Genomic DNA, 20,416 nt, shown 5'->3' with positions numbered 1-20,416 from the left:
GGACCCCCGGATGGACCGTGCGGCCGTGTTCGACGTCGACGGAACGCTCGTCGACACCAACCACCTCCACGTCACCACCTGGTGGGAGGCCTTCCGCCAGGCGGGTCACCGGGTGCCCATGCACGCCATCCACCGGGCCGTGGGCCTGGGCTCCACCGACCTGGTCGCCCATCTGCTCGGCGAGGACCGCGACAAGGACCAGGACGACGCGTTGAGCTCCGCCCACACCACGCTGTACGCCCAGTACTTCGACCGGCTGCCCGCCCTCGACGACGCCGGGCGGCTGCTGCGGCGGCTGCACGAGGACGGCTGGCGGGTGGTGCTGGCCACCTCGGCGAGCGGCGCCGAGCTGGGCGCGCTGCGCCGGGCCATCGACGCGGACGAGGCCATCGACGCCACCGCGAGCGCCGACGACGTCAAGGAGGGCAAGCCCGCACCGGAGCCCGTGGAGCACGCCCTCGAACTGGCCGGGGTGCCGGCCGAACGCGCGGTGTTCGTGGGCGACACCGTGTGGGACATGCGGGCCGGAAGCCGGGCCGGGGTGCGCTGCGTGGGCGTCCTGTGCGGCGGCATCCCGCGCGCCGACCTGGAGGCGGCCGGCGCCCAGGCGATCTACGACGACCCGGCGGACCTGCTCGCCTCGCTGCGGGAGAGCCCGCTGGCGTGAGTGCGCCGGCGTGAGCCCGCTGGCGTGAGTGCGGGGCCGTCGGTCCGCGGGGTGGAGTGTTCCCGGGGTCACTGCAGGTGGGGCGTGGGCGGCCGGGATCTCTGGATACCCGCACCCGCATGGCAGTGGTCAAGGAGGCTTCACAAGAGGACGCGCACGCACGCGGGCGGTGGGCGGGTGCCCGGCCGGCCGCGGTGGTGCGCCGGGAGGGCCGGACCGTGCGCCGCGCGGCCCGGGCGGCCTGGCGGGGACCGGGCCGGGAGCGGGACATGGTCGTGCAGTCGCTCAAGGCAGCGGCGGCGGCCCTGCTGGCCTGGCTGGTGGCACGGGACTGGCTCGGCGACCCGATGGCCCTCATGGCGCCCTGGGTGGCGCTGGTCCTGGTGCAGGCGACCGTCTACAGCTCGCTGCGGCGGTCGGTGCAGCAGTTCACCGCGATCTGCGCCGGGACGCTGTGCGCCTCGGCGGCGCAGGCGCTCACCCACGACACCACCGCCTCGCTGGCGCTGTGCGTGCCCGTGCTGATGCTGCTGGCGAACTGGCCCCGGTTCGGCGACCAGGGCGTCTACGGCGCGACGACGGCCGTGTTCACCCTCGCCACCGGCAGCGTCTCCACCGCCGCGGTCGGGCACCGGCTGGGCCAGACCGCGCTCGGGGCGGTCATCGGGGTCGCCGTGAACGCGCTGGTGCTGCCGCCGATCCATCTGCGCGACGTACGGGAGAACCTGGCGGCGCTGGCCCGCGAGGCCGGCGAGGTGCTGCACGAAGTGGCCGCCGACCTGAACCGCGAGGACTGGGACCCCGGGGCGGCGGCCGGCTGGTCGCACGGCTCGGACCGGCTGGAGCGGCGGCTCACGTCCCTGCACGCGGCACGGGCGTGGAGCCGGGAGAGCCTGCGGCTGACGAACGGGGTGCTGCGCAGGCTGCGCCGCGTCCCGGGCCCGGTGCCGCCCGAGGAGGAGGACGAGCGGTGGGCCCGCGTCACCGGGCACATCAGGTCCCTCACCCGCACGCTCGCGGTGGCCACCGACGACAACCGGGCGCCCGCCCCGCCCGACACCCCGGTCCTGCGGACGTACGCACGGCTGCTCGACCTGATCGCGGACCGCTGCCGCACGGAAGCCGGCCGGCTCCTGCACGGCGGCGTCGCACAGCCGCCGGACGGGGAGGCCAGGGCCGCCATGGAGGAACTGCACGGCCATGTGCAGGAGGCGCTGCGCGAGCACGCGGGCCGGGAGGCGACCCGGACGACGGTGCTCGGCTCGCTGCTGCTCCAGGCGGAGAACGTGTGGGCGGAGGTCGTGCCCGGCGCCGTACAGGAGGCGGGGCAACGTGCGGAGTGACTCAGATCACCACAAAAGCGGACGCACACCGGAACACCGGGCGGTGGTTCGCCGTTGAACAGACCGTGGGTGCGGGTGGGACAGTGTCCCCGGGCCTCACCTATCGCCCACAGGGAAGATCGTTCGGCTGAAGCCCTGTGGAGCCTTTCGCCGAGAGGCGACCGCCATGCGTGCCCACACCTCGAGCCGCCCCGGCCGTGATTCCCCCGTCGCGGCCGGGGCTTCCCCATGTCCGGGCCCGCGCCGTCCGGGTGGGAACCCCGCGTCCGGACGGCACCGCTTGACTTGGAGCGCACTTCAATTCCTAGCGTTCCCGACATGAGCACTACGCCACAGCACAAGATCGGTTCCGGTTTCGGCGCGACGAGCACCGCCGACGACGTACTGGAGGGCATCGACCTCACCGGGAAGCTCGCGCTCGTCACGGGCGGCTACTCCGGCCTCGGCCTGGAGACCACGCGGGCCCTGTCCAGGGCGGGCGCCCAGGTGGTGGTGCCCGCCCGGCGGCCCGGCACCGCGCGGGAGGCGCTGGCCGGCGTCGAGCGCGTCGAGGTGGACACGCTCGACCTCGGCGACCTTCGCAGCGTGCGCGCCTTCGCCGAGCGGTTCCTCGCCTCCGGCCGCACCATCGACCTCCTCATCGGCAGCGCCGGGATCATGGCGTGCCCCGAGACCCGGGTGGGCCCGGGCTGGGAGGCCCAGTTCGCGACGAACCACCTCGGGCACTTCGCCCTGGTCAACCGCCTGTGGCCGGCGATCGAGCCGGGCGGCGCCCGCGTGGTCTCCGTCTCCTCCCGCGGCCACCACTTCTCCGGCATCCGCTGGGACGACGTCCACTGGCGCCGGGGCTACGACAAGTGGGCGGCCTACGGCCAGGCCAAGACCGCCAACGTCCTGTTCGCCGTCCACCTCGACCGGCTCGCCCGGGACCGCGGTGTCCGCGCCTTCGCCCTCCACCCCGGCGGCATCCTCACCCCGCTCCAGCGGCACCTGGCCAAGGAGGAGATGGTCGAGCGCGGCTGGATCGACGAGCAGGGAAACCTACTGAACCCGGAGGGCTTCAAGAGCCCCGAACAGGGCGCCGCCACGCAGGTCTGGGCGGCGACCTCCCCGCAGCTCGAGGGCATGGGCGGCGTCTACCTGGCGGACTGCGACATCGCCGAGCCGGCCTCCGAGGCGGACGGCGACCGGCGCGGGGTCAGGTCCTGGGCCACCGACCCGGAGCAGGCGGCGCGCCTGTGGGCCCTGTCGGCCGACCTCACCGGCGTGGACGCCTTCGCCGGGCGGTAGCGGGGCGCGGCGGGCTCAGTCCGTGGTGGTCATGAACGCGCGCAGGTCGGTCACGAGACGGTCCGCGTGCGTGACGTAGAGGCCGTGGCCGGCGTCCTCGTAGACCTTGAGCGTGGCGTCCGGCAGGAGGTCTGCGGCGCGGCGGCCGGTCGTCTCCAGGGCGGCCGAGGTGTCGTGGGTGCCGTGCACGACGAGCACCGGGAGCTCCAGCTTGGGCAGCTCCGGGGCCACGTCCACCTCGGCGATCAGGGCCTGGACGGCGGCGGTCGCGCGGGCGGTGGCGGTCAGGCAGCAGCCCAGGACGTAGCGGACGTACTCCGGGGAGACGTCGTTGCCGGGCCGGTCGAGCGCGAAGAAGGCGTCGGCGGAGGAGGCGAAGAACGCCGCCCGGTCGCGCCGCGAGAGCTCGTTGGCGGCGAGTACGGCGGCCGGGTCGGCGCCGTCGGGGTTGGCGGGCGTGCGCACCACGCCGGGGGCGATGCCGGCGACGAAGGCCACCCTGGCCACCCGGCCGGTGCCGTGCCGGGTCAGGCAGCGGGTGATCTCCACGCTGCCCATGGAGTGGCCGATCAGGGTCACCTCGCGCAGGTCGAGGTGGTCGAGCAGCCCGTACAGGTCGTCGGCGAGGGTGTCGAGGTCGTAGCCGCCCCAGACGTCCTCGGAGCGCCCGTGGCCCCGCCGGTCCATGGAGACGCAGCGGTACCCCTCCGCCGCCAGCGCCGGCATCTGGAACTCCCACATCTCGGTGCCGAGGTAGGCGCTGTTCACGAAGACCGCCACGGGGCCGTCGGCCGGCCCGTAGTCGGCGTAGTGCAGTCGCGTGCCGTCGGCGGGGCTGGTGAAGTACGGCATGGAGGCCTCCCGGGGTCCGGTTCGCAGGACTCCTGCGAACGCGTGCGGACGTTTTCGTGCGGACGGCTCTCATGGTCGCGGGCGGGGCGCGCGGGGTCGATTACCTCTCGGGTCATGCGGGGGCGGGCGCCTCTCGGGTCGGCCATGCAGGGGGGCGGGCGCCTCTCGGGCCACGCGGGGGTGGGGCGTGCGGGCGCGGGTACTCGGGGCGGCGCACGGTCAGCGCCGCGAGAGGAGCCGAAGGTGAGCAGTGCGTCGGGCAGCAGGGTCGTCGTCACGGGTGCCACCGGCAATGTCGGCACGAGTGTCGTCCGCGTTCTCTCCGAGGATCCGGACATCGCCTCGGTACGGGGTCTGGCCCGCCGCAAACCGGGCTGGTCGCCGCCGAAGACGGAGTGGTCGGCGGTGGACGTGGCCTCCGAACAGGCCGGTCTCGCCGCGGAGTTCGAGGGCGCCGACGCCGTGATCCATCTGGCCTGGGCGTTCCAGCCGACGCACGATCCGGCGACGACCTGGCGCACCAACGTGCTCGGCAGCATGCGGGTGTTCGAGGCGGTGGCCGCCGCCCGGGTGCCGGTGCTGGTGCACGCCTCGTCGGTCGGGGCGTACTCGCCGGGGCCGAAGGACCGCGCCGTGGACGAGTCGTGGCCCACGCACGGCTGGCCCGACGCGGCGTACACCCGGGAGAAGGCGTACCTCGAACGCGCCCTGGACACCTTCGAGCGGGACCACCCGGACATCAGGGTGGTGCGGATGCGGCCCGCGTTCCTCTTCAAGCGGGAGTCGGCCAGCGAGCAGCGTCGCATCTTCGGCGGCCGCTTCCTTCCGGGGCCGCTGGCCCGGCCCGAGCTGCTTCCGTTCCTGCCGGACATCCCGGGGCTGCGGGTGCAGGCGCTGCACACCGACGACGGCGCGCGGGCCTACCGGCTGGCGCTGCGGCACGAGGTGCGGGGCGCCTTCAACCTGGCCGCCGATCCCCCGCTCGACGCGCATGTGCTGGGCGAGATGCTGGGCGCGCGCACCGTACGGCTGCCCCGGGGCGCCGCACGCTCGGCGATCGCCGCCGCGTGGGGGCTGCACCTGCTGCCGGCGTCGCCGCACCTGTTCGACGCGGTACTGCGGCTGCCGCTGATGGACTGCACCCGCGCCCACACCGAACTGGGCTGGCGCCCGGAGCGTACGGCGACCGAGGTCGTCCAGGAGTTCCTGGAGGGACTCCAGCAGGGCGAGGGCGCGGACACGGAGCCGATGCGCGGCCGCAAGGTCGGCTGACCCGAAGGTGACCGACCCGGGCCGGGCCCGGTCCGGGTCGGTCAGCCGCTGGGCTCGTCGGGGACGGGGTGCTCGGGGTGGACGGTGCCGGGGCGCGCGGCGCCCTTGGGACCGGTGCCCGCCTCGTCCGAGTCGGGCACGTCCGGGGCCTCCGCCTCCGGCTCGCGCCCCTTCGCGCGCCGCGCGGGCGCGGCGTCCCAGGGGTCCTCGCCCTCCTGCACCTGCTGGTCCGGCATGTCCCGGGGAACGGGCGCGCCGTTCTCGCCGGGAGCCTCGCGACGGTGATCGGTCACGGCGTACTCCCTTCGCCTCGTCTCGCCTGCCGGGCGACGCGCGAGTACCTCCGCGGCGGCCCGCGAAACCCGGCGGGCGTGCGGGTCAGCCGGACAGCCGAAGTGCCCTCATCTGCTCCTGGAGCGTGCCGAGGCCGACGTCCCGGCGGCGCTCGTCGAGGGTCTGCGGCCGGCGCACCGGGTACGGGCGCAGGGTGGCGGGGTCGATCCGCGTGCCGTAGAACTGCGGTTCGCCCAGGTCCACCGCGCAGTGGTCGGCGATGTAGGCGAGGTGCACTGCGGGACAGCGCCCGTCCGCCGCGGCCCGCGCTATGAGGTCCCGGCAGCGCAGACGGAAGTCCAGGTCGGGGGCGTGCAGCAGGATCATGAGGGCGGCCGTGGAGGCGGCGGTGCCCACGACATCGGCGGCCGGCCACCCGTGCCGCCGCACGATCGCGGCGAGCGCCTCGGCGTTGTCCCGGTGACACTCCCCCACCCTCCGCCGCCGCGCCGCCGTGGGAGCCACCCCCGCCACCCGCGTCACCGCCCTGTCCTCCTCCGCCCGCCGCACCAGTTCCTCCGCGATGGCGGAGGCCAAGGCGGGCGAGGGCGGGGATACGGGCGTGGGCGAGCCGCCCGGGACGACGGCCCCACCGTCGCCCACGCCCGGGGCCCCGGCTGCTGTCGCCCCCTTCGTCAGGGGCGCGGGTGTGACCCCGGAGGTGACCGGAGCCTCCGTGTCCGGGGACGGGGTGGTGACCGACGGTGCCGGCGCGAGCGCACTCGCGGACGCCCCCGCCGCCACGGGCGCCGACGCCGCGCCGGCCGCGCGGTCGGTGCGCTCGCGAGCCGCGCCCGCCCTCACGGCCGCGGCCGCGGCCGCGGCCTGATGAGCGTCCCGCTTCTTCCGCTGAGCACCGCTCTCCCGCCCGCCGTGGGGCTCGGAGCCGGCTGCCCCACCACCGGCCGGCCCGGGACGGAAGCCCCGACCTCCCTCGGCCTCAGCCTCGGCCTCGGAACCCCGGCCACCGAGCGCCCCGGCACCGCAAGCCTCACCACCATGGAACCCTGAACCGGAGGACGGACCGCCAAGTGGCCCCGGCCCCGAGGCCTCGCCACCGCGGAACCCAGAACCGGAGGACGAGCCACCAAGCGGCCCCGACCCCCAGGCCTCGCCACCGCGGAACCCAGAACCGGAGGACGAGCCACCAAGCGGCCCCGACCCCCAGGCCTCGCCGCCGAGGCCGGAGCCGGAACCCCGGCCGCCCCCATGGCCGGAGCCGGAACCCACGCCGTCGGCGGGCACGGGGCGGGAGGCCCATCCTCCTTGGCTTTCGGGGACCGAGGTCCGACCGGCGCGGGCGTCCGGGCCAGAGGCTGCGCCGGGGTCGGGGTTGGGGTGGTGGGTCATGGTGTCGTGCCGCTCCGGCGTCGTAACGTGAACCACACGCTCTTGCCCGCCGCGCCCGGGCGGGGCGGGGCCATGCCCCAGTCGTCGGCGAGGGCGGCCACGATGGCCAGCCCGCGCCCCGACTCGGCGAGGGGATCCGCCGTCCCCGGGCGCGGACGTGCGGGTGAGGGATCGGCGACCGTCACCCGCAATGTGCCCGCGCTCCACTCGAGGGTGACGGTGACCGTTTCGTGCGAGCCGGTGCTCGCGTGTCTGACCGCGTTGGCGAACAACTCGTCCGTCGCCAGCACCGCGTCCTCCCGCTGCCCGGCCGCCAGCCGCAGCCCCGCGAGGTGTTCGGCCACCAGGCGGCGCACGGCCGGGGCCCGTGAGGCCTCGGCGGGCACGGAGCAGCGCAGGCTGAGCGGTTCGTCGTCGGCGTGCCCACCCGGCACGGCCCCGAGCGTGAACTCCCGCACGCTGTCCGGACTTCTCGACTGTCCGTCGGTCACGGTGGCCATCCAGGTCTCGCCTCGCATGGGTGTGCGGCCGGCGCGGGCCACACCTGGTGGAACGTCAGTTCCGTTTCTGCCACGCACAGTTGGCCCCGAAGGACCGGCGCCGGGCGGCAGCTCCTCGGATCACTATGATGTCGGACACACACGGCTCGCAACCTGCGTTCTGATAATTTCAGAACGCCCCGCATCACCCTGTCCTCGTCCCGCGGCAGCGTGCCACACTGCACGCTGTGACGGCCCGCCCGGGGAGGTAGGACGTGAGGGAGAACCGCTCCGGCGGCAGCGCGCCCACCGTCCTGCGGATGGTCCTCGGCAAGCGTCTGCGGCAACTGCGGGAGCAGGCCGGCGTGTCCTTCGAGGAAGCGGCGCGGACCATCGAGGTCACGCCGCTGACGGTCCGCCGCATCGAGAAGGCCGAGGTCGGCCTGCGCATCCCGTACGTCAGGGAGCTGCTGCGCGCCTACGGCGTCCCGGCGGCGGAGATCGACGGCTTCCTCGCCCTGGCGCGGGAGGCCAACCGGCCCGGCTGGTGGTACAAGTTCCGCGATGTGCTGCCCGAGTGGTTCAGGGCCTACGTCAGCCTGGAGAGCGAGGCCAGTGTCATCCGCCTGTACGAACCGCACTACGTACCGGGCCTGTTGCAGACGTACGACTACGCCACCGCGCTGATGCGCGTCGGCTTCCCCAACGAGTCGAAGGAGGAGATCGCCCGCCGCGTGGACCTGCGCCTCAGACGCCAGGACCTGCTGGCCAAGCCGGACGCGCCGGCGGTGTGGGCCATCGTGGACGAGACGGTGCTGCGCCGTCCCGTCGGCGGCCCCGAGGTGATGCGGGCGCAGATCGACCGGCTGGCCGAGGTCTGCTCGATGCCGAAGGTCCGCATCCAGGTCATGCGCTTCTCCGTGGGGGCCCACCCGGGCGCCTACGGCCCCTTCCACCACTTCCGTTTCGGATTCTCCGAGCTGCCCGACATCGTCTACACCGAGAACCTGGCGGGCTCGGTCTACTACGACCGTCCGGAGGACGTCGTCGCCTACCTCGAAGTACTGGACCGGATGTCCGTACAGGCGGAGCCGGTCGCACGGACCAGGGAGATCCTGGACGAGCTGCGTAAGGAGTTGTGATCATGTCGGAAACCACCGGGTCCACCGGAGTCAACGGATCCACCGGATCGACGGGACGCGCGGAACGCGCGGAATCCGCGGGCTTCGTCCACGTCCGCAGCGGCATGCCGGCCGGCGAACTGGGCGCCGAGGGCTGGCACAAGCCGTGGAGCGGCACCAACGGCGGCTCCTGCGTGGAGGCCAAGCGGCTGCCCGACGGACGGGTCGCCTTCCGCCAGTCCACCGACCCCGAAGGACCCGCCCTCGTCTACACCCGCGACGAGATGCTCACCTTCCTGGAGGGCGCCAAGGCGGGCCTCGCCGACTTCCTGGTCGACTGAGCCCTACCGATCCTTGAACTCGCGCCGCGGGCAAGGGGGTTGGCGCTACGTTGGACACACACCGCGTGACGCACGGCAGGAGACCTCCCATGACCGACGGCCGGCCCGCTCCCGACCAGGACGCATTGTCGAAGATCGACACCACGGTGCCGCACTCGGCCCGCATCTGGAACTACTGGATGGGCGGCAAGGACAACTACGAGGTCGACCGGATCGCGGGCGACGCCTACCGGGAGCACGCGCCCACCATCGAGACGATGGCCCGCGCCTCCCGGCAGTACCTGATCCGCGCGGTGACGTTCGTGGCCGGCGACCTCGGCATCCGCCAGTTCCTCGACATCGGCACCGGACTGCCGACGTACGACAACACCCATCAGGTGGCCCAGCGCGTCGCGCCCGAGGCGCAGGTAGTCTACGTCGACAACGACCCGCTGGTACTGCGTCACGCGCAGGCGCTGCTCACCAGCACGCCCGAGGGCGTCACCGAGTACATCGACGCGGACCTGCACGAGCCCGAGAGGATCCTCGAACGGGCGGGCAAGGTACTGGACTTCGAGCAGCCGGTCGCGCTGATGCTCATGGGCATCCTCGGCCACATCCAGGACTACGAGGAGGCGAAGTCGATCGTCCGCCGCCTCCAGGCGGCCCTGCCCCCGGGCAGCTACTTCGTGCACTACGACAGCACCGACACCGACCAGGCGCTCAAGGAGGCCCAGCAGGGCTACGACGACACCGGCGCGGTGCCCTACGTACTGCGCAGCCCCGAGCAGCTCGCCGCGTACTACGAGGGCCTGGAACTGCTCGAACCCGGCATCGTCTCCTGCCCGTTGTGGCGTCCGGAGCCCGGGACCACGCCCGCGCCCACGGACATTTACGGCGGGGTGGCCCGCAAGCCCTGACCCGACGGGCACGTAGCGGCGCGCACGACCCGGCGCGCACGACCCGGCGGGCACCGCTCAGGGCGCCGTCCGCAGGAAGTCCGCCAGCCCCTCCAGGAGCCGGTCGGCGTCCTCCTCGTCGTTGTACGGGGCGAGTCCCACGCGCAGGCCGCCGGTGTCGCCGAGGCCGAGGTGGCGGGAGGCCTCCAGGGCGTAGAAGGAGCCGGCGGGCGCGGCCACCTCACGCCCGGCGAGATGACGGTAGGCGTCGGCTCCGGCGCGCCCCTCGAAGGTCAGCAACAGGGTGGGCGTGCGCCGGGCCGCGCGGGAGCGCACGGTGACGCCGGGCAGCGCGGCCAGGCCCTCCTCGATGCGGCGGCGCAGCGCGTCCTCGTGGTGCTCGAGCGAGGCGAAGGAGGTGAGCAGCCGCTCCCGCCGGGTGCCGGTGGCGCGCGGGTCCATGCCGGCGAGGAAGTCCACGGCTGCCGCGGTGCCGGCCAGCAGCTCGTAGGGCAGGGTGCCGAGTTCGAAGCGCTCGGGGACCGCGTCGGAGGAGGGCAGCAGCTTGTCCGGGCGCAGGGTCTCCAGCAGTTCGGGGCGGGCGGCGAGCACGCCCAGGTGGGGGCCGAGGAACTTGTAGGGCGAGCAGACGAAGAAGTCCGCGCCCAGGTGCGCCAGTTCGACGGGTGCGTGGGCGGTGTGGTGCACCCCGTCGACGTACAGCAGCGCGCCGCGCTCGTGGGCGAGGGCGGCGATCGCGGGGATGTCGGGCCGGGTGCCGATCAGGTTGGAGGCGGCGGTGACCGCGACCAGCCGGGTGCGGTCGGACAGCTGGGCCGCGATGTCCCGCGCGCCCAGTTCGCCGGTGACCGGGTCGAAGTCCGCCCACCGCACCGTCGCGCCCACGGCCTCGGCGGCCTGCACCCAGGGGCGGATGTTGGAGTCGTGGTCGAGCCGGGTCACGACGACCTCGTCGCCCGGCCCCCAGCCCTTGGCCAGCGTGCGGGAGAAGTCGTACGTCAGCTGGGTCGCGCTGCGTCCGAAGACGACGCCGGACGGCTCGGCGCCGAGCAGGTCCGCCATGGCGCCCCGGGCGGCGGCGACCCGGTCCTCGGCGTTGCGCTCGCCGGCCGTGAGGACGCCCCGGTTGGCCAGCGGCCCGGCCAGGGCGTCGGCGATCGCGTCGATCACCGGCTGCGGCGTCTGGCTGCCGCCGGGCCCGTCGAAGTGCGCCCACCCGGACTTCAGCGCGGGGAACTGCGCACGCACACCGGCGATGTCATGGCTCACGGACGACTCCTTCGAACGGCCCTGCGGTACGGGGTGCCGTCACCCTATGACCTGCGGCGGCGCCGCAGAAGACCTGCTCAGGACCTGCGCTCCTCCAGCGCCGCCTGCCAGGCGGGCGACGGGGCGGGCGGAGCGGGTTCCACGGCCCGGCCGCCGCGGCCGAAGAAGTCGGCGAGGGGGAGGATCGCCGCGCCGACGGTGACCGCGTCCGGGCCGAGGCGGCCCAGGTCGATGGTGACCTTCTCGGCCGGGTGGCGCAGCGCGTACGCGGCGGCGTGGCGGCGCACGGCGGGCAGGAAGCGGGGGCCGAGCTGGAGCCCGGCCCAGCCGCCGATGAGGATGCGCTCGGGCTGGAAGAGGTTGATCAGGTCGGAGAGGCCGGCGCCCAGGTACTCGGCGGTCTCCTCCAGGACGCCGAGCGCGACCGGGTCCGCGGCGGCGCCGTCCGCGGGATAGGCGGCGGCGAGCATCGCGGTGAGCGCGGTCTCCTCGTCGGTGTCCTCGGGCGGCCGGCCGCCCTCCTCGCGCCAGCGGGCGAGCAGGGACTCCGCCCCCGCGTACGCCTCCAGGCAGCCGAGCGCGCCGCACCGGCAGCGGCGGCCCCGCACCCGTACCGTCAGGTGCCCCCACTCGACCGCCCGGCCCCGCTCCACCTCGGGGGTGACCAGGCACGCGCCGACGCCCGAGCCGAAGAGGACCACGATCGCGTTGCCCGCGCCGCGTCCGGCGCCGAACCACATCTCGGCCTGGCCGAGGGTGCGCGCGCCGTTGTCGATGAAGTACGGCACTTCCGCGGGCAGCTGGGAGCCGGAGCGCAGCAGGGACTCCAGGGGGACGGCGTCCCAGCCGATGGTCTGCCCGTGCACCACGGCCCCGCGGCCGGGGGTGCGCTCGACGATGCCGGGGACGCCGATGCCGACGCCGAGCAGCCGCTCGGGGGTGGGTCCGGCGGCGGCGAGCACCTCGGCGATGCCGTCCCTGATGTGCCCGGTGATGACGTCGACGTCGTAGCCCTGCGCGGTGAGCGGCCGGTCGGTGCGGGCGAGCTCGGTGAGGGTGAGGTCGAACAGCTCCACCCGCACCCGGGTCTCGCCGACGTCGACGCCGATCATGTGGCCGCTGCCGGGGTTGACGCGCAGGAGGGTGCGCGGGCGGCCGCCGTCGGAGTCGACGGAGCCGGCCTCCTCGACCAGGCCGTCGGCGATCAGGTCCGCGACGACGTTGCTGACGGAGCCGGAGCTCAGGCCGGTGGCCGGGCCGAGTTCGAAGCGGCTGAGGGGGCCGTCGAAGTACAGCCGCTGAAGCACGGCCGCGCGGTTGCCCCGCCTGAGATCGCGCACCGTGCGCCCGTTCCGCCCCGCCATGTGGCTCCCTAGTCCGAACTCTCCCACCCTGCCCGAGCCGCAACATACCGTCGGAAGTGACCTCGGCGCGACTTCTCGGAGCACTTAGTCCACGCAATAAATTAAGACGTAACCTTTTCCGCCCGCACAGTGCCCGCACAGGTACGCCTCCGGCCCGGCCCCGAAATCCGGTGGAGCGCCGACGCGGCACCTGTCTACCCTAGGCCCGAAACTAAAACCCATAGGTTTCCGTACGGGCTTTTCCCTGGCCCAGGATCCGAGGAGGGCTCCCATGAGACCGCTGGACGAGCAGGACATCCGCACCGCGTTCGTCAACTGCTCCAAGGGCGAGGCCAAGCGCCTGCCCGTACCCCGTGACCTGGGTGAACGCCCCTGGGACGACCTCGACTTCCTGGGCTGGCGCGATTCCGGCGCGCCCGACCGCAGCTATCTGGTCACCGAGCGGGAGGGCCGGCCGGTGGGCGTGGCCCTGCGCTTCCCGTCCTCGCAGCGCGGCTTCCTGCACCGCAGCCTGTGCTCGCTGTGCCTGACCACGCACCCGGGGGGCGGGGTCTCGCTGATGACCGCCCGCAAGGCGGGGGCGGCGGGCCGCGAGGGCAACTCGGTCGGCCTGTACATGTGCACCGACCTCGCCTGCTCGCTGTACGTGCGCGGCCGGAAGGTCCCCAAGGGCGGCACCCGCTTCGAGGAGAGCCTCACGCCGGCCGAGCAGATCGCCCGGGTCACGGGGAACCTGGCGGCCTTCCTGGACAAGCTGTACGTCTGAAGCGCCGCGTGTCCACGTTCGATGCGTCTGCGAACGGGGAACAGCGCAAGGGATGCAAGATGTACGTGAGTGGCCGTCGTCCCTGGCGGCACTGGTGCGACGGCACCGGGACCCCGTGGTCGTACAGGCCCTGAGGTCCACGGTCGCGGCCACGATCGCCTATGTGATCGCCAAGTGGCTGAGCCCGGAACCCGCCCCGCTGACCGCCCCCCTGACCGCCCTGCTCGTCGTCCAGGTCACCCTCTTCGCGACCCTGAAGACCAGCGTCCGCCGAGTGAACGCGGTGGTCGCGGGGGTGCTCGTCGCCATCGCCTTCTCCCTGCTGGTGGGGCTCACCTGGTGGAGCCTCGCCCTGGTGATCCTGGCCGGTCTCGGCGTGGGCCACCTGGTGCGGGTGGACGAGTTCGTGGTCGAGGTGGCGATCAGCGCGATGCTGGTCCTCGGCGTCACCACCGTGGGCAGCACCGCCTGGGCGCGGATCGTGGAGACGCTGATCGGCGCGGTGGTCGGCCTGGCCTGCAACCTGCTCCTGGCTCCCCCGGTGTGGACCGGGCAGGCGAGCGAGTCGATCGACGGGCTGGCGCGGCGGATGCGGCAGCTGATGCTGCGCATGGGCGACGAGGTGACCGACGGCATCCCGGTGGAGCGGGCGGCCGCGCGGCTGCACGAGGCGCGCCGCCTGGACCACGACATCGCCGACGTGGACGCCGCCCTGCGGCAGGCCGAGGACAGCCTGCGGCTCAATCCGAGGGTACGCGAGGGACTGCTGCACCGGGTGGTGCTGCGCACCGGCCTGGACACCCTGGAGATCTGCACCGTGGTCCTGCGGGTGCTCGCGCGCACCTTCACCGACCTGACCAAGCAGCGGGCGCCGGAGCCGCTGTTCTCCCCGCAGACCGGCGCCCTCGTGAGGCAGCTGCTGTGCGAGATCTCCGACGCGGTGGTCAGCTACGCGGTGCTGGTGACCACGGACGTCAGCGTGAGCGCGGAGTCGGCCGAGGACCGGCTGGCCGCCGAGCTGCGGCAGGCCGGGACGACCCGCGACAAACTGGCGCAGGTGCTCCTGGAGGAGGTGCAGCAGGACGTCAGCAACTGGCAGCTGTACGGCGCGGTGCTCACCGAGGTCAACCGCATCCTCGACGAGATGGACACCGAGCACCGCTCGCAGCGGCTGCTGGAGGAGCTCGACCGGCACACCCGCGAGCAGCGCGAGAAGCGGCCGCACCTGACGCGGCTGGCGGACAAGCTGGGAGCGCCGGTCAGGTCGCACCGGAACCGGCAGGACCCCCAGCGGCGTTCTCCGTGAGGGATCATCGGACGCGCGTCCGGTGGCCGGTGCCGTCGGGCGGGGGTCGCGTCGCCCTCCGGGGGCGCGCGGAACGACGGAGGGGAGCGGGCGAATGACCGGTACGAGGGTCCGGATCGACGGGAACACACTGCGGCTGCCGGGCGGTGTGGCGGTGCGGTTCGTGCGCACCCTGCGGCTGCCGGAAACGGGCACCCACCCGCTGCCGCCGGGGCTCGGCGAGTTCCCGGTGCGCCGGGTCGCGGACTACGGGGACGCGGTGCCCGAGCAGATGCGCGCCCGCGGTGGGGTGATGCTGCCGGTGTACCTGCGCGAGGCCATGTGGCTGAGCTTCGCGGGCACCAGCGAGCCGGCCGCGCTCCAGGTGGGCGTGGGCAAGGTGTGCGCGGTGTCGGGCAGGCCGTGGACCGGGCGCATGGCCCGCGGCCCGCAGAACTACGTGGTGCTGCCGCGCCAGCCCTGGCTCGACGGCATCAACTCCGGCCGGGGCACGGTCCGCCAGTTCGTGGCGGTGCCGCTCGGCCTCGGGGCGACGGTGGAGGGCCAGGTCACGGGCGAGGAGGTGTGGGGCGGCGTGCAGTTGCAGGCCTTCCCGCTGCGGCCCGGGGAGCTGGCCAGGTGGCGCGAGCAGGAGCAGCAGCGGCAGCGGACGACCCGGTCGGTCAAGACCATGGGCGCGGGCTTCCCCCTGCCGCCGCCGGGGGCGCCGGCACCGGCCGCTCCGGGTGGGGCGCCGTTCGCGGGCGCTCCGGGTGGCGCGCCGTTCGCGGCCGCTCCGGGTGGCGCACCGGCCGCGGGCGGTCCGCCCGCCCCGGGGGCCCGCCCCCGGACCGCCGCGGCCATGGGCCTGGGCGTCGGCGGCTCCATGCGCCAGGAGGTGTACGAGGACGACCGCCCGCTGGGCGACTGGGCCGAGGAGCCCGCCGGGCGCGTGTTCGTGCACCTGGTGACGCCCCCGGAGTGGCGCCGCATCACCGGCGAGGCCGCCCCGCCCTCCCCCGTGGACCGCGCCGCGTACACCCGCGCGGGCCTGCCCTGGTACGACTACTACGACGAGGGCGCCGAGGACCTGGCCCCGGCCGACACCCTGACGCAGGTCCAGCCGGTCGGCGACTGGCTCGGCGACGACCACGACCCGTGGCAGGCGCCGTCCCCGGACCAGGTGCACCCCCTCAAGGACGCGCCGGGCAAGCCGGTCGAGGACGGGAACTGGTAGGCCCACCGCCCGCGCATTGCGGAGTCCGCAACGCGGGTTGCCGTACTTGCACCGGGGGCCGGGTCCACGCAAAGGTGGCCCGGGACCGGGGGCAGTCGACGACCTGAGGTGCGGGCATGGGCAGCGGTGAGCGCGGGCAGGGCTGGAGCAGGCGCAGGATCGTGGGCGCCCTGACGGGCGCCGCCGCGGTGGCGGCCGTACCGGCGCCGGCGGCGCCCCGCCGCACCCCCGATCCGGACGCCGGCGCGGACGCACCGGGAGCCTCCCCGGATCCGCGGCCGGATCCGGAGGCGGCCGCCGGTACGGGCCGCGCCCCCGGCGAGCCGTCCGGCCCCCGGCCGCTCTACGTCGGCACCTACACCTCCGTCGAGGGCGGCGGTACGGGCATCGGCCTGGCGGAGTACGACCCGGTGACGGGCGCCGTCACCGGCCGGAGCACGCTCACCGGGGTGCCCGACCCGTCGTACCTCGCCGTGCACCCGGACGGACGCACGCTGTACGCCGTCGACGAGCGCCAGGACGGGGCCGTGACCGCCGTACGGCTCGCGGACCGCCGGGTGCTGGGCACCCGGAGCACGGGCGGGGCGGGCCCCTGCCACCTGTCCGTGCACCCCACCGGACGCTGGCTGCTCAGCGCCAACTACACCTCCGGCAGCGTGGCCGTGCACCCGATCGCGCCCTCGGGCGCCCTCGGCGAGCGCTCCTGCCTGGTGACCCACACCAGCCCGCCGCCGGGCCCGGGCCAGGACGGGCCGCACGCACACCAGTTCGTCACGAGTCCGGAGGGTGGTCACGTCCTCGCGGTCGACCTCGGCACCGACACCGTCTACACCTACCGTCTGGACACCCGCACGGGCCGGCTCACCGAGGTGTCGCAGGCGCACGCCCGCCCCGGGGCCGGGCCGCGCCACCTCACCTTCCATCCCGGCGGCCGCCACGCCTACCTCGCCAACGAGGTCGACGACACCGTGGCGGTGTGCGGCTACGACCCGCCGACCGGCCGGCTGTCCATCGGCGAGCCGCAGTCCACGGGTCCGGGCCCGGGCGGCGTGCGGAACTATCCGGCGCAGATCCTGGTCACGTCCGACGGCTCCTTCGCCTACCTCGCCAACCGCGGCCACGACAGCCTCGCGCGCTACGCCGTCGAGGCGGGCGGGGCGCGGCTCAGGCTGCTGGACACGGTGCCTGTGGGGGGCGGCTTCCCGCGGCAGATCGCCTTCTCGCCGGACGGCGGGCTGCTGTTCGCGGCCAACCAGAAGTCGGGTTCGGTCAGCGTCTTCCGCGTGGACCGCGCGAGCGGGGAACTGACGCTCGCGGGCGAGCCGTTCGCCTCGCCCGTCGCCGTCTGTGCGCTGCCGCTGTAGGGCGCGCGGGCGGAGGCGGGCGCTCGCCCGGGCGAGCGGTGCGTGCAGGCGCTCGCCGACCACGCCCGGCCGGTGCCGCTTCAGGAGGTGAGTACGCCGAGCAGCGCGCGTGCGCACAGGTCGCGCACCTGTTCCCGCGTCAGGCCCGGGTCGCCGCGCAGCCACTCCAGGCAGACGGCGGTGGTGAAGGCCAGCCAGCCTCGGACGGCCAGCCGGATGTCGGCCCGCTGCCCGGCCGACGCGCCGAACTCCGGGTCCGCGGCCAGGGCTGCCAGGATCTGCCGCTCCTGCGCGGCCAGGGCACGCCGGTAGACCCGGCGCACGGCCTGGTCGCCCGCCGCGTCGGCGCGGTGGAAGGCGCGGTAGCCGTGCGCGTGCGTGCGTACGTACTCCAGATAGGTGTCCAGACCCGCCGTCAGCTGTTCGCGTACGGGAACTCCGGGCACCGCCGCGGTCATCCGCAGCATACGCTCGCTCTCGCGCTCCACGACCGCCGCGAAGAAGTCCCGCTTGGTCGGGAAGTAGTGGTAGAGCAGCCCGCGCGAGACTCCGGCGATCTCCGCGACCTGCTCGATCCACACGTCGTCGTACGGGCTCTCCGAGAACAGCCGCGCCCCCACCGACAGGAGCTGCTCCCGGCGCTCGGCGGTGCTCAGCCGGCGGCGCGTGCGCTGCTCCCCCTCGTTCGCGGCCATGCCCACACTTTACTTGACGGGGGTTCAACAACGGGACCAGACTGAATCGCGTTGTTGAACCCACGTACAACACGTTCGGGAGATCGCGTCATGGCGCAGACGACGACGGCGTCGGAACTGCCGAAGGGATTCCGCGGCGCGGAGCAGGGGTGGCCCGAGCTGCACCGCATCCCGCATCCGCCGTACCGGATCCCGTTCCTCGGTGACGTGCTCGGCGCGAACCGGCGCACGCCCCTCCAGGACTCGATGCGCCACGCCCGCGCGCTCGGCCCGGTCTTCCGCCGCAAGGCCTTCGGCAAGGAGTTCGTGTTCGTGTGGGGCGCGCGGCCGGCCGCCGACCTCGCGGACGAGTCCCGCTTCGCCAAGCACGTGGGCCTCGGGGTCGCCAACCTGCGCCCGGTCGCCGGGGACGGGCTGTTCACGGCGTACAACCACGAGCCCAACTGGCAGCTGGCGCACGACGTGCTGGCCCCCGGGTTCAGCCGCGAGGCGATGGCCGGCTACCACACGATGATGCTCGACGTGGCCGCGCGGCTCACCGGCCACTGGGACCGGGCGGCGGCCGCCGGACACCCCGTGGACGTGCCCGGCGACATGACCAAGCTGACGCTGGAGACGATCGCCCGGACCGGGTTCGGGCACGACTTCGGCTCCTTCGAACGCGCCCGGCCGCACCCGTTCGTGACCGCGATGGTCGGCACCCTCAGCTACGCGCAGCGGCTCAACACCGTGCCGGCGCCGCTCGCCCCGTACCTGCTGCGGGAGGCGAGCCGCCGCAACGCCGCCGACATCGCCCACCTCAACAGCACCGTCGACGAACTGGTGCGCGCCCGGCGCGCGGCGAGCGGGAGCGGGAGCGGGGACCTGCTCGACCGGATGCTGGAGGTGGCCCACCCGGAGACAGGCGAGCGGCTGTCACCCGAGAACGTGCGCCGGCAGGTGATCACCTTCCTGGTCGCGGGCCACGAGACCACCTCCGGAGCCCTGTCCTTCGCCCTGTACTACCTCGCCCGACACCCGGAGGTCGCGGCCCGGGCCCGCGCCGAGGTGGACCGGGTCTGGGGCGGCACGCAGGCGCCCGCGTACGAGCAGGTGGCCAAGCTGCGGTACGTGCGGCGGGTGCTCGACGAGTCGCTGCGGCTGTGGCCGACCGCGCCCGCCTTCGCCCGCGAGGCGGTGCGGGACACGGTGCTGGCCGGGGAGCACCCGATGCGCCGAGGCGCGTGGGCGCTGGTGCTGACCCCGATGCTGCACCGGGACACCGAGGTGTGGGGGCCGGACGCGGAGCGCTTCGACCCGGACCGGTTCGACGCGCGGGCCGTCCGCGCGCGCCCGCCGCACGTCTTCAAACCGTTCGGCACGGGGGCGCGGGCGTGCATCGGCCGCCAGTTCGCGCTGCACGAGGCGACGCTGGTCCTGGGCCTGCTGCTGCGCCGCTACGATCTGCTGCCCGAACCGGGCTACCGCCTGAAGGTCACCGAGCGCCTGACCCTGATGCCGGAGGGCCTGCGCCTGCTCCCGGAGCGACGGACGTCCGTTCCGCCGGAACGCCCACCGGCACCGGCCGAAGAGGCGCCCCCGGCCCCCGGCACGCAGGACTCAGCCCTGGGCTGTCCAGTGCACCGGGCGGGTGACTGACTGCGGAAGCCGGGTGCCGACGCTGCCCCGGGCCGCGTTGAGCTGCGGCTGGGTCAGGAAGAACGCGCCGGTCAGATCGGCGTCCGTGAGGTCCGCGTCGCGCAGGTCGGCGCCGATCAGATCCGCCTGGCGCAGATCGGCGCCGGTCAGGTCGGCGGCGATCAAACAGGCGCCGCGCAGGGAGGCCCCGCGCAGGTCGGCCCCCTTGAGCCGGGCACCGATCAGATCGGCCCCCCGCCGGTCCTTGCGCTTGCGGGCGGGCACCTGTGCGCGGACCAGTTCGCTGGTGCGCAGGAGCAGCACGTTGGCCTCCTGCCGGTGCGCGCCGACGTCCAGCGCGGCGAGCTCGTCGGGCGTGCCGAGGGTGAGCCGCTCGGTGCGCTCCAGGGCCCGGCGCAGTTCGGAGCGGATGGGCCGGGCGGCCGGCAAGGTGAGCGCCTCCGTCAGGTACCAGAGCAGTTCGTGCAGGTGGCGCACGACCGGGAACACCTCGAACATCCGCCGCGCCCCGTCCCCGGACGCCGCACGCCAGTCCCGGCCGGCGAAGGTCACCCGGGACACCTTCTGCCCGGCGCCGAAACAGTCGTAGACCGTGCAGCCGCTGTACCCCTCCTGCCGCAGCCGGGCGTGGATCCCGCACCGGTGGTCGTCCCGGAGGTTCGGACACGGCTTCCCCGCGGGCTTGTCCCTCGCGAAGTCCGCGGAAGCGGCGAAGGGGAGAGCGACACAGCACAGCCCGAAGCAACGCGCGCAGTCCCCACGCAACTCGGACAACTGGGGCAGCTCGGGCCGGTCGGCTCTCTGATCAGGCATGGCGTCCAGCCTACTGACTCACCGCACGCACCCCGGGC

21 protein-coding genes are annotated in these 20,416 nt (G+C 74.3%); 13 read left to right on the top strand and 8 right to left on the bottom strand.

The annotated features are described in order from the left end of the window. Positions 1-10 precede the first annotated feature (10 nt). The 3 genes from IE217_RS11660 (at position 11) to IE217_RS11650 (ending at position 3,300) form a co-directional block, all read left to right on the top strand. On the top strand, positions 11-667 hold the full coding sequence (locus IE217_RS11660) for an HAD family hydrolase (RefSeq protein WP_190177714.1): 657 nt from the start codon (positions 11-13) through the stop codon (positions 665-667). A 119-nt stretch (positions 668-786) separates the two neighbouring features. Then, complete coding sequence (locus tag IE217_RS11655; protein WP_190177713.1) at positions 787-2,010, top strand: FUSC family protein; 1,224 nt, start codon at positions 787-789, stop codon at positions 2,008-2,010. A gap of 318 nt (positions 2,011-2,328) precedes the next feature. After that, positions 2,329-3,300 carry an SDR family NAD(P)-dependent oxidoreductase gene (locus IE217_RS11650; protein ID WP_190177712.1) on the top strand — a complete coding sequence of 324 codons (972 nt, stop codon included), beginning with the start codon at positions 2,329-2,331 and terminating at the stop codon, positions 3,298-3,300. 15 nt (positions 3,301-3,315) lie between these two features. On the opposite strand, the gene IE217_RS11645 is transcribed toward IE217_RS11650, so the two are convergent. Further along, complete coding sequence (locus IE217_RS11645; RefSeq protein WP_190177711.1) at positions 3,316-4,152, bottom strand: alpha/beta fold hydrolase; 837 nt, start codon at positions 4,150-4,152, stop codon at positions 3,316-3,318. 243 nt (positions 4,153-4,395) lie between these two features. Between IE217_RS11645 and IE217_RS11640 the strand changes: the two genes are divergently transcribed. Beyond that, positions 4,396-5,424, top strand: a complete 1,029-nt coding sequence (locus IE217_RS11640; protein ID WP_190177710.1) for an SDR family oxidoreductase — start codon at positions 4,396-4,398, stop codon at positions 5,422-5,424. 41 nt (positions 5,425-5,465) lie between these two features. Here IE217_RS11640 and IE217_RS11635 read toward each other — a convergent pair whose 3' ends face one another. Together IE217_RS11635 and IE217_RS11630 are read right to left on the bottom strand one after the other, a co-directional pair. Then, positions 5,466-5,717: a hypothetical protein gene (locus IE217_RS11635; protein WP_190177709.1), complete on the bottom strand. Its 252-nt coding sequence runs from the start codon at positions 5,715-5,717 to the stop codon at positions 5,466-5,468. 85 nt (positions 5,718-5,802) lie between these two features. After that, positions 5,803-6,192 (bottom strand): DUF6624 domain-containing protein, encoded by a 390-nt coding sequence (locus IE217_RS11630; RefSeq protein ID WP_308432714.1) that lies wholly within the window; start codon positions 6,190-6,192, stop codon positions 5,803-5,805. Between the two features lie 19 nt (positions 6,193-6,211). Between IE217_RS11630 and IE217_RS11625 the strand changes: the two genes are divergently transcribed. Continuing rightward, positions 6,212-6,586 carry a hypothetical protein gene (locus tag IE217_RS11625; RefSeq protein ID WP_190177878.1) on the top strand — a complete coding sequence of 125 codons (375 nt, stop codon included), beginning with the start codon at positions 6,212-6,214 and terminating at the stop codon, positions 6,584-6,586. 517 nt (positions 6,587-7,103) lie between these two features. Here the strand turns inward: IE217_RS11625 and IE217_RS11620 are convergent. Continuing rightward, positions 7,104-7,607 carry an ATP-binding protein gene (locus tag IE217_RS11620; RefSeq protein WP_190177707.1) on the bottom strand — a complete coding sequence of 168 codons (504 nt, stop codon included), beginning with the start codon at positions 7,605-7,607 and terminating at the stop codon, positions 7,104-7,106. A gap of 254 nt (positions 7,608-7,861) precedes the next feature. On the opposite strand from IE217_RS11620, the gene IE217_RS11615 reads away from it, so the two are divergent. The 3 genes from IE217_RS11615 to IE217_RS11605 all read left to right on the top strand — a co-directional run bounded on the left by IE217_RS11615 (position 7,862) and on the right by IE217_RS11605 (position 9,947). Then, positions 7,862-8,728, top strand: a complete 867-nt coding sequence (locus tag IE217_RS11615) for a helix-turn-helix domain-containing protein (RefSeq protein ID WP_506004906.1) — start codon at positions 7,862-7,864, stop codon at positions 8,726-8,728. A gap of 104 nt (positions 8,729-8,832) precedes the next feature. Then, positions 8,833-9,048, top strand: coding sequence for a DUF397 domain-containing protein (locus IE217_RS11610; protein WP_229865226.1), 216 nt, complete (start codon positions 8,833-8,835; stop codon positions 9,046-9,048). A gap of 89 nt (positions 9,049-9,137) precedes the next feature. Further along, a complete protein-coding gene (locus IE217_RS11605; protein WP_190177705.1) occupies positions 9,138-9,947 on the top strand; it encodes an SAM-dependent methyltransferase in 810 nt (269 codons plus the stop codon). Between the two features lie 57 nt (positions 9,948-10,004). Here IE217_RS11605 and IE217_RS11600 read toward each other — a convergent pair whose 3' ends face one another. After that, the gene (locus IE217_RS11600; RefSeq protein ID WP_190177704.1) at positions 10,005-11,216 is read right to left on the bottom strand and encodes a cysteine desulfurase-like protein; all 1,212 of its coding nucleotides are present in this window, start codon (positions 11,214-11,216) and stop codon (positions 10,005-10,007) included. A 77-nt stretch (positions 11,217-11,293) separates the two neighbouring features. Further along, on the bottom strand, positions 11,294-12,580 hold the full coding sequence (locus tag IE217_RS11595; RefSeq protein WP_190177703.1) for an ROK family transcriptional regulator: 1,287 nt from the start codon (positions 12,578-12,580) through the stop codon (positions 11,294-11,296). A gap of 271 nt (positions 12,581-12,851) precedes the next feature. Between IE217_RS11595 and IE217_RS11590 the strand changes: the two genes are divergently transcribed. The 4 genes from IE217_RS11590 to IE217_RS11575 all read left to right on the top strand — a co-directional run bounded on the left by IE217_RS11590 (position 12,852) and on the right by IE217_RS11575 (position 17,232). Beyond that, on the top strand, positions 12,852-13,346 hold the full coding sequence (locus tag IE217_RS11590) for an FBP domain-containing protein (RefSeq protein ID WP_190177702.1): 495 nt from the start codon (positions 12,852-12,854) through the stop codon (positions 13,344-13,346). Between the two features lie 52 nt (positions 13,347-13,398). Beyond that, complete coding sequence (locus tag IE217_RS11585) at positions 13,399-14,652, top strand: FUSC family protein (RefSeq protein ID WP_190177701.1); 1,254 nt, start codon at positions 13,399-13,401, stop codon at positions 14,650-14,652. Between the two features lie 94 nt (positions 14,653-14,746). Next, positions 14,747-15,868: a hypothetical protein gene (locus tag IE217_RS11580; protein ID WP_190177700.1), complete on the top strand. Its 1,122-nt coding sequence runs from the start codon at positions 14,747-14,749 to the stop codon at positions 15,866-15,868. Between the two features lie 116 nt (positions 15,869-15,984). Beyond that, entirely contained in the window at positions 15,985-17,232 is a 1,248-nt protein-coding gene (locus IE217_RS11575) for a lactonase family protein (RefSeq protein WP_190177699.1), read from the top strand. A gap of 80 nt (positions 17,233-17,312) precedes the next feature. Here the strand turns inward: IE217_RS11575 and IE217_RS11570 are convergent, their stop codons facing one another. Further along, positions 17,313-17,927, bottom strand: coding sequence for a TetR/AcrR family transcriptional regulator (locus IE217_RS11570; RefSeq protein ID WP_190177698.1), 615 nt, complete (start codon positions 17,925-17,927; stop codon positions 17,313-17,315). A gap of 90 nt (positions 17,928-18,017) precedes the next feature. On the opposite strand from IE217_RS11570, the gene IE217_RS11565 reads away from it, so the two are divergent. Then, positions 18,018-19,565 carry a cytochrome P450 gene (locus tag IE217_RS11565; RefSeq protein ID WP_190177697.1) on the top strand — a complete coding sequence of 516 codons (1,548 nt, stop codon included), beginning with the start codon at positions 18,018-18,020 and terminating at the stop codon, positions 19,563-19,565. Here the strand turns inward: IE217_RS11565 and IE217_RS11560 are convergent. Continuing rightward, positions 19,527-20,378: a pentapeptide repeat-containing protein gene (locus IE217_RS11560; RefSeq protein WP_190177696.1), complete on the bottom strand. Its 852-nt coding sequence runs from the start codon at positions 20,376-20,378 to the stop codon at positions 19,527-19,529. The genes IE217_RS11565 and IE217_RS11560 overlap by 39 nt on opposite strands. Between the last annotated feature and the right edge of the window lie 38 nt (positions 20,379-20,416).

The organism is Streptomyces naganishii JCM 4654, assembly GCF_014650575.1.
In the GTDB taxonomy this organism is placed as follows: domain Bacteria; phylum Actinomycetota; class Actinomycetes; order Streptomycetales; family Streptomycetaceae; genus Streptomyces; species Streptomyces naganishii.
Note: the sequence above shows the minus strand (reverse complement) of the source record. Positions and strands in the feature narration are given on the sequence as shown.